The sequence below is a fragment of the Blautia sp. HA3515 genome (assembly GCF_059933065.1).
In genome coordinates, this window is sequence record NZ_JAYFUY010000086.1 from 1 (window position 1) to 10,885 (window position 10,885).

The window sequence follows — 10,885 nt, forward strand, 5'->3', positions numbered from 1 at the left end:
CTTTATAAGCTTTCTCTTTTGCCGGCTTAGCTGGCTTTTCCTTTGGTTCTTTTGGAAGATCCGCTTTCTTTGGCTCTTTCTTTTCTTCCTGTCTGGGTGCCTGTTTCTTCACTGGCTTCGGAGCCTTTTTGCGGTTTTCATCTTCTTTGATCGCTTCCACTTTTACAGTATCAACGATTTCTTTGATCTCTTCCTCATCAGAAACGGTTTCGATCTTACGTACTTTAATAATTGCAGGCTTACTGCCGATGCCAAAAAATCCAGAGCTGCCTTCGCTTACAACCTGAATATCAAGCTGGTCACTGGATGTACCAAGCTCTATGCAGGCTTTTGTGATTGCTTCACTTTTAGTTTTTGCGGAAAACTGAACGTAATCCTCCATCATAGCCCCTCCGTTCCTTATTGTTGTTCTTATTTCTTCTTGTTTCTCTCATCAAAATCCTTTACCATATTGGCCTTTGCAGTAATACTGCCTGGCAGCCGCATTCTCTTGCCTTCTGGTAGGATTCCTCAAGCTTTTTCGCTTTGTCAGCAGCATTGCCGCCGCCATTTCCCTTATCAATCTTTGTTGTATTGATGTTCTTTGTATTCTGATTTGCCTGATTTGTGATCTGCTGTGGTGGAAGCCCCTGTTTTGCACGCTTCTTTTCCATTTTTTTCATGTTTTCATTGATCAGGTCATTAATATCAATCTTATTCAGAAGACGGTTGATCACTACCTGCTGTACGCTTGGTACCAACTGCACTGGCAATCCAGTAAATCCCAACGAGCGACCGGGAATGTGAAACAGAATACAGCAGACATCAGGGGCATTACTGTATTCATGGTCTTCATGGATGCATTCATGGTAGAATTGCTGTCATCTGCTACAGCTGCCTGAGGCATCAGCTTATAATTGAGTACCTGTGTTGCCCATGCAAGAACCGGGATCATGATCGCTACAATAGCAAGGATGATAGCACCGCCTGTAAATGCAGCCTTAATATAAGTAAGAGGCTGGTCTGCAATATTCAGCCCGCAAAGCAGCTCGTGACATCTTGGAAATCTCGCTGGCTGCTCTCACTGATCTCCTTGGAAAATCCTGAAAACTGGCTCATGGAAGAAAGTTCCTTCCACTGGGATGGAGAAAGTGCATACAGGAAATCAATGATTGAGTTGCTTGTAGCCTTTGTTCCATCTAAAACAAGGGATACCCTTGACATGTTGTGATCCTTGATAAAGGTCTGAAGCAGGATCTGTATATCCGTTTACGGAAACGATCTTTGTCACAACATCTGTAAATACTTCACCAACACTGCTTACATATGCAGGAAATCTTATAGATAACCTGCCATAAAGCCATCAATACAGGAAACTGGATCAGCAGCTGTACACAGCTTCCTGTAGGAGAAACGCCGTATTTCTGGTAAACAGCCTGTGTTTCTTCCTGCATCTTCTGTGCGGAAACCTGATCTCTCTTGCCCTGATATTTCTTCTGAATCTTCTGAAGCTCAGGCTGCATAACTGCACTCAGCTTGGAAAATTTCTGCTGCTTAACCTGCAGTGGGGTCATAAACAAGAAAATAACGATACTGAAAATAATGATACAAAGACCCAGGTTCTGAATACCGAACAGACTGTCAAACATCTTGTAGATGCCATTCATGATCCACTCCCATCAGAGTTGCCAGCTGGCCAATGATCGGAGTAGTACTCTTTGTGGCTAAAACAATATCGCAAGGTTTTCTCCTCCTAGATTTCGTACTGCTTAAGGTAAAATACCTTATGGTACAGGATCGTAGCCTCCATGTGAAAAAGGATTGCATCTTAATATCCTCCATAAAGCAAGAAGGCCGCCTTTCCATGCACCGTACTTTTCGATTGCTTCCAAACCATATTGAGAACATGTGGGAATATAAGGACATTTTGTTCTCTTCATTGGTGACAAATATTTCTGATAGAGACGAATCATCTTAATCATCCATTTTTTGATCATGGCTTTCCTCCACAGCATTTATGCCGCTGCCCCAGATGCAAAAGGGCACTTTCGATTTCCTGATAAGACCTTCCCTTTGCCCCAGTCCTGGCAACAACTACTATATCCAAACCTTTTTCAAATAATGTTTCATTCAGGCGATAACTCTCTCTGATCAATCTGGTGATTCTGTGGCGTACCACACTATTCCCTACTTTTTTACTTACTGATATTCCCAAACGATTCTCCATGTGCCCATTCTTCAGCACGTACATCACCAGATACCGGTTTGCCTGTGATGTTCCTTTTCGGTATACTTTCTGAAAATCCTGATTTTTCTTTAAGGAGTCTGAGTATTGCATCTGATCCTCCTTTTTAATTCTTTATAGAAGAAAAGACCACATATCTGCGGTCTTAACGGGTCAAGCATTCTTATTGCTCCAGCATATAAAATTGGCTGCTGACAGCTGTCCTGCTTAAGCAGATAAGCGCTTTCTTCCTTTTAATCTTCTGGCAGCCAGAACTTTACGTCCGCCTTTTGTACTCATACGTGCACGGAATCCGTGAACCTTTGCTCTTGATCTTTTTTTCGGCTGAAATGTCATTTTCATAGGTAAAGCACCTCCTTTATCTATTTATCATTTTAATTATCTATCCTAATCAGAACATCATTTCAATTATATTCATAAAAACCTGCTACGTCAAGCATAAAATGGGAATTTTCCGGCTTTTTTTCGTCTCATTTTTTTTGCCTTTTTAGGAAATAGTGGATAGTTTAAATGGTTTACGTAATATTATCCACAATTTGTGGATAACTTGTGGATAACTTGTCAATAATCTATAAAACTATCCACTTTTTTCGACATATTTATACACACCTTTTGCTAAAAAGCCATTTTTTCCAGGTGGTGGACAGTGGATAAACTTATACACATTATTTTAAACCATTTTGTCGTTATTTCGGATTTTATGGAAACCTGTGTGGTTATTTCCACTGTTATCCACACTAATCCACAGCCAAAATGTGGATAACACCCCATCTAATCCACATTCTTCTTCTCATTACTCACCATTTATTTTCCATTACTGCCCTATTTTCTCATTGCGAAACCAGAAAATTTATTATAATATATAAAAGGATATTTATGTCCTTTTATCAATGCACTACGGGAGGAAAAAATGAACACAGTAATCGAAAAATGGGATGAGATCCTTAATATAGTAAAAACAGAACATGAGCTTTCTGAGGTTTCCTTTAATACATGGCTGAAACCCCTTAAAGTATATGAAGTAGATGGTAATGTAGTCACCATTATCGTGCCCTCTGAGCAGGTAGGGCTTTCTTATATTACAAAGAAATATAAGCTCCCTCTGCAGGTAACTATCAGTGAAGTTGCAGGCATGGACAACTGTGATGTGCGTTTTATCCTTCCCGAAGACGTACCAGCCAAAAAAACTGTTTCTTCTGGCAACAGCCATACAGCACAGGATATCCGCTGCGAAGAAGCACATTTAAATCCCAAATATACATTTGATACCTTTATCGTAGGCAGCAACAACAAATTTGCACAGGCTGCAGCCCTTGCAGTTGCAGAATCACCGGGAGAAGCATATAATCCGCTTTTCATCTACGGCGGTGCCGGACTTGGAAAGACCCATCTGATGCATTCTATTGCCCACTTTATTATTGAACATAATGAAAAGAGCAAGGTACTTTATGTTACAAGTGAAGAATTTACCAACGAACTGATCGAGACGATCCGTAACGGAAATAATTCCGCTATGACCAAATTCCGTGAAAAATACCGTAATATCGATGTCCTTCTGGTTGATGATATTCAGTTCATTATAGGTAAAGAATCCACCCAGGAAGAATTTTTCCATACTTTTAACAGCCTGCACAGTGCCAAAAAGCAGATCATTATCTCCTCAGATAAGCCGCCAAAAGATATGGAGATCCTGGAAGAACGATTCCGTTCCAGGTTTGAATGGGGTCTGATCGCAGATATCACCCTGCCAGATTACGAAACACGTATGGCCATCCTTCACAAAAAGGAAGAAATGGACGGCTATAATATTAATGAAGAAGTTATCAAATACATTGCTAATAATATCAAATCTAATATCCGTGAGCTGGAAGGCGCCTTTAATAAGGTAATGGCTTCTGCTAAGCTGGAACAAAAAGATGTTACCTTAGAACTGGCGGAACAGGCATTAAAGGATATTATTTCACCTGATGAAAAGAGAGTTATAACTCCTGAATATATTATTTCCATTGTGGCAGAACATTATAATGTAACAACAGCCGATCTTTGCGGCAATAAGCGAAGCTCCAAAATCGTGATTCCAAGACAGGTAGCAATGTACCTTTGCCGTGAACTTACTTCCACACCATTAAAAAGCATTGGTAAATCCCTTGGAAACCGTGACCATACCACTATTATGCATGGTATCGAAAAGATGGAAAAAGAAATCAGTACAGACAGTAATCTGAACAATACCATCGACATCTTAAAGAAAAAGATTAATCCACAAAATTAACATTACTTATCCACACACCCTGTGTATAGCATGTGGTTTACTGTGGAAAACGTGGGCGATTTTTTTGCCTGTTTTTTTCCACATTGGTTTTACACAAGTTATTCACACACCTTAACCTGAATTTTACACGAAGTTATCCAATGCTTAAACCCTTTGATTTTGGGGCTTTTATGAAGTTATTCACATTTTCACACCCCCTACGGCGATTACTTCGGATTTCTTCTTTTATTTACACACATAAAAACCCACATCAGCCAGAAAAGGAGTTATACACATTATGAAAATTATCTGCTCTAAAAATAATCTTCTGAAAAGCGTAAGCATTTCATTAAAAGCAGTTCCATCAAAAACAACCATGCCAATCCTTGAATGTATTCTTATTGATGCTTCAGCCAGTCAGATCAAATTTACAACAAATGATATGGAACTTGGTATTGAAACCATAGTTGAGGGTACTATTGAAGAAAAAGGTATGGTTGCACTGGATGCTAAAATCTTTTACGAAATCATAAGAAGACTTCCTGATAATGATGTAACCATCAAAACAGATGATAAATTTACTGCAACTATTACCTGTGAAAAGGCAAAATTTACGATTCCAGGCAAATCCGGAGAAGATTTTGCTTATTTGCCAATGATTGAAAGGGATGAACCTTTGACTTTATCCCAGTACACATTGAAAAATATGATTTGTCAGACAATTTTCTCAATTGCAGTGAATGAAAACAACAAATTAATGACCGGTGAATTATTTGAAATAAAGGATAATTGTCTGAAAATAGTATCTCTTGATGGACACCGCATTGCTATCCGTAAAATGCCGCTGAAAAGAGATTACTCAGACAAAAAAGTGGTGGTTCCAGGCAAGACGCTCAATGAGATCAGCAAGATCCTTTCCGGTGAAGTAGATGAACAGGTAAGCATTTTCTTTACAAAAAACCATATTCTTTTTGAATTTGACCAGACCATGGTAGTATCCAGACTGATCGAAGGAGAATATTTCAGAATTGACCAAATGCTTTCCAGTGATTATGAGACTAAGCTGACGATTAACAAAAAAGAATTTTTAAGCTGTATTGACCGTGCCACTCTTCTGGTACGCGAAGGTGATAAAAAACCTATCATTATTTCCATTACAGACAGCAGTATGGAGCTGAAGATCGATTCTGCCATGGGTTCTATGAATGAGGATATTGATATTTCAAAAGATGGAAAGGATATTGTAATCGGCTTTAATCCTAAATTCCTGATCGACGCATTGAAGGTCATTGATGATGAAAACATTAATATTTATCTTGTAAATCCCAAGGCTCCATGCTTTATCAGGGATGATGAGGAGTCCTATACGTATTTGATCCTGCCTGTAAACATTAATCAGAATCAGGCAAGATAAAAAAGAGAAAATAACTGACACAGATAGAAAGCCAGATCTGTGTAAAAATAATATATAAACAGCAAAAACATCAGGAGGCGGATTATTTTGGTTATCCATATCAGAGACGAATTTATCAAACTGGGGCAGGCAATGAAGCTGGCAGATCTGGTATCTGACGGTGTAGAAGCAAAATATGTGATCAGTGACGGACTTGTAAAAGTAAACGGAGAGGTTGACACACGCAGAGGCCGTAAGGTATATGTGGGCGATACGATTTCCTATAATGGACAGGATGTGCAGGTTGAAGGAGAAAGTGAATAAGCAGTCCCATGTATATTGAATCCATCAAATTAAGCAATTTCAGAAATTACGAAAATCTTGAACTGCATCTGGATCAGGGAACCAATATTTTTTACGGAGATAATGCGCAGGGAAAGACAAACATCCTGGAGTCTGTTTATCTGTGTGGTACAAGCCGTTCCCATAAAGGAAGCAGGGATAAAGAAGTGATCCGTTTCGGGCAGGATGAGTCTCACATACGGATGAATGTGTGTAAAAACAGGATGAATTATCAGATCGATATGCATCTTCGTAAAAATAAGGCAAAGGGTGTGGCAATCAATGGAATGCCTATCAAGAAAGCCAGAGAGCTGCTTGGTGTGGTAAATCTGGTTTTCTTTTCTCCGGAGGATCTGAATATTATCAAAAACGGTCCTTCAGAGCGGAGAAGGTTTATGGATTCAGAGCTTTGCCAGCTTGACCGGCTTTATCTTACAGACCTGGCAGGCTATAACCATATCCTGAATCAGAGGAACAAGCTTCTGAAGGAGATATTAGGGAATACATCTCTGAAGGATACTCTGGATGTATGGGATATGCAGATGGTTAATTATGGAAAAAGAGTGATCGCTAAGCGCAGGGATTTTGTGGCAGAACTTAATGAGATCATCCGGGAAATCCATAAGAACCTTACTGGCAGGGAGGAACTGCTGGAGATCCTTTATGAGCCAAATGTAAGTGACCAGGATTTTGAAGAGACTTTGTTTAAGAACAGAGACAGGGATTTTCGCATGCGCTTAAGCTCTACAGGACCTCACAGAGATGATTTCGGCGTAATGGTCAATGGGATCGATATCCGTAAATATGGTTCCCAGGGACAGCAAAGGACAGCTGCTTTATCTCTGAAGCTTTCAGAAATATATCTGGTTGAAAAAATCATTAAGGATAAGCCTGTGCTTCTTCTGGATGATGTGCTTTCCGAACTGGACAGCAGCAGGCAGTCCTGTCTCCTGGACAGCATCCATGATATACAGACATTGATCACCTGTACAGGACTTGATGATTTTGTAAGCAGGCAGTTTCACATTAATAAGGTTTTTCAGGTTGTTGCAGGTCATGTACATTAGATGTGAAACATTTATTTTTTGACAAGCATGACTGCTTATGATAAACTATCCGTAATTGTGAGTTGGTATTGGAAAGTTGGTGAAAATTTTGGACAAGGAAGAATTTCGTATTAAGCTGGAGGAGATCAACCACCTTGTTGAGAACAAGGATTATAAGGGTGCTATGGGCGTTGTTGACAGCATTGACTGGCGCCGTGTAAAGAATGTACGTACTCTTTGTGTAGTAGGTGAGATCTATGCAGCCAACAAGCGGTATGAGGACAGTAAGGAGATTTTTCTTCTGGCTTATCACAGGGCGCCTATTGGTAAGAATATCCTTTACCGTCTGATCGAGGTTTCCCTGAAGATGGGGGACATTGAGGAGGCTAAGGATTTTTATCAGGAATACAAGGAGGTTGCCCCAGGGGACAGCACGCTTCTTATTCTGAAATATAAGATCTTAAGTGCAAAGAATGCTCCTATCAGTGAACAGATCAAGGTTCTTGAAGAATATAAAGAAAAAGAATTTACAGAGAAATGGTCTTATGAGCTGGCAAATCTTTATTATCAGGCAGGCGAAAAGGACAAGTGTCTTGAATTATGTAATGAGATGATCCTATGGTTTAATGAAGGCAGCTATGTGATGCGAGCCGATGGATCTGAAGCTTCGTATGGGAGCACTTACAGGAGATGAGAAGCAGCGTTATGAGCAGCAGTTTGTGCCCAAGCTGTTTACACCTGAGGAAGTACAGAGCCTGAAGGACAAAGGCGAGGAGCCGAAAGAAAGCAGTGAAGAAAAAGAACAGCCATTGATCGAAAGTATTCCGGTTGGCAATGATAAAGATCTGAGTGGAGTAGAAAGTCTTCAGGAGAAGATATCCAAGGGGATCCGTGACATTTTCGGTAAACGTATGGAATCGGATGAAGAGCTTTTAAGCGAGGAGTATGGTGCAGAGGATGAGATGATCAAGAAGCCTTCAGATAAAGAACTGGCGAATGCACCTGCACTGGAGCCTGAGAGCGGCAAGTCCATTCTGGTTAAAGAGGATAATGCAGAAAATAAAGAATCTGCAGATCTGAAAGAGAATTTCACCATGCCGGAGCTTAAAATTCCGGAGTCCATGAAGAATTTTGAAGCAGAAGAAACACCAGAGGTACCTAAGGCAGTTCTGGATGATACTCCTGTATTTGCTGATCAGAAAGAGGGCAAAGAATTCAATCTGGAAGATACCATTCTGGCAGCAGCAAGTGCCCAGGGAATCAATATTCCAAAAGAACCTGAAGTAAAGGAAACTCCTGTTTCCGAAGAATCAAAGCTTCCTGAAAAAGAAGAAGCACAGCCGGTAAAAGCAGCAGCTCCTGTTCAAGAGCCGGTAAAAGCTGAAGTACCTTCACCGCAAAAGAAGATGGTGGAACTTGAGGAAGAAGAATTTCTTTCCGAGGAGGATCTGCAGGAAGCAGAAGCTGAATTCCTGAATGGTCCGAAGAAGACTGAAGAGAAGAGCCTTGACAAACCTTCTGTACCGGAGATACCAAGACTGGAAGATGAAGAATTATTTACCAACGATTACAGTGCAGATGATGAGCCGATAGAAGATCTAAAAGAAAAGGCTGCCCCTAAAGTGCCTGAAGTTGCAGAAGAGATACAGCCACTGGAAGAAGAGGCAGAAGAAGAGAAGCCGGTTCTTTCTGAGGAAGAGGAATTGGAACAGTTTATTGATTCTATTCAGCCTAAGGATGAACGGGATCCTATGGATATTATCCCAAGAGAGCGTACCTTGACGGATGAGGAGAAAAAGCTGTTTACATATTTTGTAAAGGTTCCAGGCATGAAGGAGCAGCTTCTGGATGCTCTTCTGGACGCCCAGCTGGCAGCAGCAGATAAGACCTCAAAAACAGGCAATATTATTGTTATGGGAGGTCATGAGACAGGTAAGACAAGGCTGATCGGAAGTCTTATTCCTGCCATCTGTAAAGAAAGAAATATTGAAGCCTCAAAAGTAGCCTACGTATTTGCAGACCAGATCAATGGTATGGATATGTCAAAGGTAGTAGATAAGCTTTCCGGTGGATTTCTGGTGATCGAGGAAGCTAATTCCCTAACTCCGGAGACTGTAGAAGAACTGGATAAAGCTATGAATTTCAGGACGGATGGTCTTACAGTGATCCTTGAAGATGAGAAGATTGGTATGAGGAAGCTGATTGCCAAATATCCCAGGTTTGCAAAGAAGTTCACATCCATGATCAATATACCTGTTTTCACCAATGATGAGCTTGTAAATTTCGCAAGGGTTTATACAAAAGAAAATGGATACCGTATCGATCAGATGGGAATGCTTGCTCTGTATAATCTGATCGGCATCAACCAAAAAGAAGATGAGCCAATGAATATCGGTTCTGTGAAAGAGCTTCTGGATAATGCAATTGCCAGATCTGAGGGAGGCCTTCTGTAATTTTAACAAGAAAAAAAGAGTTGACAGAGACGGATACATCGTACTCTATGAGAAAGATACTTTGCAAAATAAAGGAGATTAAAAAATGCCCAGACAATTCTTACCTCGGAAATCCAAAATATACCATTGAAGTCCTCCAAAAGTATCATTTTGTATTCCAGAAAAGGTTTGGGCAGAATTTTTTAATTGATACCCACGTTCTGGAACGGATCATTGAAGCTGCCCAGATAACAAAGGATGATTTTGTAATTGAGATAGGTCCTGGTAATCGGTACCATGACCCAGTATCTGGCAGAGGCTGCCAGGGAAGTGGCAGCGGCGGAAATTCGACCGTTCCCTGATTCCAATCTTACAGGATACCTTACAGGACTGGGATAATGTAACTGTGATCAATGAGGATATCCTGAAGGTGGATGTATGTAAGCTGGCCCAGGAGAAGAACGGTGGACGTCCGGTGAAGGTGGTTGCCAATCTGCCATATTATATTACAACGCCTATTATTATGGGATTATTTGAAAATCAGGTACCTTTGGACAGCATCACCATTATGGTGCAGAAAGAAGTGGCAGACAGGATGCAGGTAGGTCCGGGTACTAAGGATTATGGAGCACTGTCACTGGCTGTACAGTATTATGCAAGCCCGCAGATCGTGGCCAACGTTGCGCCTGACCGTTTGATGCGAACCCGCTAGCCAAAGGTAGGAAGTGCTGTGATAAGGCTTACCAGATTTTTGGAGCCGCTCGGTAAAGGTAGATGATGAAGAAGCTGCTATGTGTTTGCCATTATCCTCTTGGCATCCTTCAATCAGAGAAGAAAGACTCTGGTAAACGGACTTAAGTAACGCTTCTGAATCGTCTTTTGACGAAGGAGCAGATCGAAAGTGCGCTGACAAGTGCAGGTCTTCCGTTGAACAATCAGAGGAGAGGCACTGACGCTGGAGCAGTTTGCACAGCTTTCCAATGAATTTTCCAGAATATAGAATATAGAATATAGAATATAATAAATAGCATCCGTTGGCTAGGCGGATGCTTTTTATTTTGTCTCAAATATATTTTTTCAAAAAGGAAGGGAAGAGTCAATTACCGTACTGGTAATTAACATATGAAAAAGAAATTTATAAAAATAATGTTGGCTGTATTATTTTTACGCTTTTTAGTATATCCATAAATTGCTGAA

The 10,885-nt window shown here is 40.6% G+C and carries 12 protein-coding genes and 1 pseudogene; 7 read left to right on the top strand and 6 right to left on the bottom strand.

Features of this window, described 5'->3' with window-relative positions:
* The 6 genes from R1Y93_RS07695 to rpmH all read right to left on the bottom strand — a co-directional run.
* Positions 1-385 (bottom strand): Jag N-terminal domain-containing protein (locus R1Y93_RS07695; RefSeq protein ID WP_500822345.1); only part of this gene is annotated, 385 nt, incomplete at its 3' end.
* Positions 386-443: 58 nt separating this feature from the next.
* Positions 444-746 (bottom strand): hypothetical protein, encoded by a 303-nt coding sequence (locus tag R1Y93_RS07700; protein WP_500822346.1) that lies wholly within the window; start codon positions 744-746, stop codon positions 444-446.
* Positions 747-1,286: 540 nt separating this feature from the next.
* Positions 1,287-1,646 carry a YidC/Oxa1 family membrane protein insertase gene (locus R1Y93_RS07705; protein WP_500822347.1) on the bottom strand — a complete coding sequence of 120 codons (360 nt, stop codon included), beginning with the start codon at positions 1,644-1,646 and terminating at the stop codon, positions 1,287-1,289.
* A 117-nt stretch (positions 1,647-1,763) separates the two neighbouring features.
* The gene (gene yidD, locus R1Y93_RS07710) at positions 1,764-1,976 is read right to left on the bottom strand and encodes a membrane protein insertion efficiency factor YidD (RefSeq protein ID WP_158422163.1); all 213 of its coding nucleotides are present in this window, start codon (positions 1,974-1,976) and stop codon (positions 1,764-1,766) included.
* On the bottom strand, positions 1,973-2,317 hold the full coding sequence (gene rnpA, locus R1Y93_RS07715) for a ribonuclease P protein component (RefSeq protein WP_500822348.1): 345 nt from the start codon (positions 2,315-2,317) through the stop codon (positions 1,973-1,975). The genes yidD and rnpA overlap by 4 nt, the downstream gene beginning before the upstream one ends.
* Before the next feature lie 114 nt (positions 2,318-2,431).
* Positions 2,432-2,566, bottom strand: coding sequence for a 50S ribosomal protein L34 (rpmH, locus tag R1Y93_RS07720; protein WP_294529224.1), 135 nt, complete (start codon positions 2,564-2,566; stop codon positions 2,432-2,434).
* A gap of 568 nt (positions 2,567-3,134) precedes the next feature.
* Between rpmH and dnaA the strand changes: the two genes are divergently transcribed.
* From dnaA to rsmA, 7 genes and pseudogenes are all read left to right on the top strand, one after another.
* Positions 3,135-4,496, top strand: coding sequence for a chromosomal replication initiator protein DnaA (gene dnaA, locus R1Y93_RS07725; protein ID WP_500822349.1), 1,362 nt, complete (start codon positions 3,135-3,137; stop codon positions 4,494-4,496).
* 277 nt (positions 4,497-4,773) lie between these two features.
* A complete protein-coding gene (gene dnaN, locus R1Y93_RS07730; protein ID WP_500822351.1) occupies positions 4,774-5,889 on the top strand; it encodes a DNA polymerase III subunit beta in 1,116 nt (371 codons plus the stop codon).
* Between the two features lie 84 nt (positions 5,890-5,973).
* Positions 5,974-6,192 (top strand): RNA-binding S4 domain-containing protein, encoded by a 219-nt coding sequence (locus tag R1Y93_RS07735; protein WP_500822357.1) that lies wholly within the window; start codon positions 5,974-5,976, stop codon positions 6,190-6,192.
* An 8-nt stretch (positions 6,193-6,200) separates the two neighbouring features.
* Entirely contained in the window at positions 6,201-7,277 is a 1,077-nt protein-coding gene (gene recF, locus R1Y93_RS07740) for a DNA replication/repair protein RecF (protein WP_500822352.1), read from the top strand.
* A gap of 79 nt (positions 7,278-7,356) precedes the next feature.
* Positions 7,357-7,950 carry a tetratricopeptide repeat protein gene (locus R1Y93_RS07745; protein ID WP_500822354.1) on the top strand — a complete coding sequence of 198 codons (594 nt, stop codon included), beginning with the start codon at positions 7,357-7,359 and terminating at the stop codon, positions 7,948-7,950.
* Positions 7,910-9,709, top strand: coding sequence for a P-loop NTPase family protein (locus tag R1Y93_RS07750; protein WP_500822356.1), 1,800 nt, complete (start codon positions 7,910-7,912; stop codon positions 9,707-9,709). Before R1Y93_RS07745 ends, R1Y93_RS07750 begins: the two co-directional genes overlap by 41 nt.
* A gap of 47 nt (positions 9,710-9,756) precedes the next feature.
* Positions 9,757-10,688, top strand: a pseudogene (gene rsmA / locus R1Y93_RS07755) (16S rRNA (adenine(1518)-N(6)/adenine(1519)-N(6))-dimethyltransferase RsmA).
* The last annotated feature ends 197 nt before the right edge of the window (positions 10,689-10,885 follow it).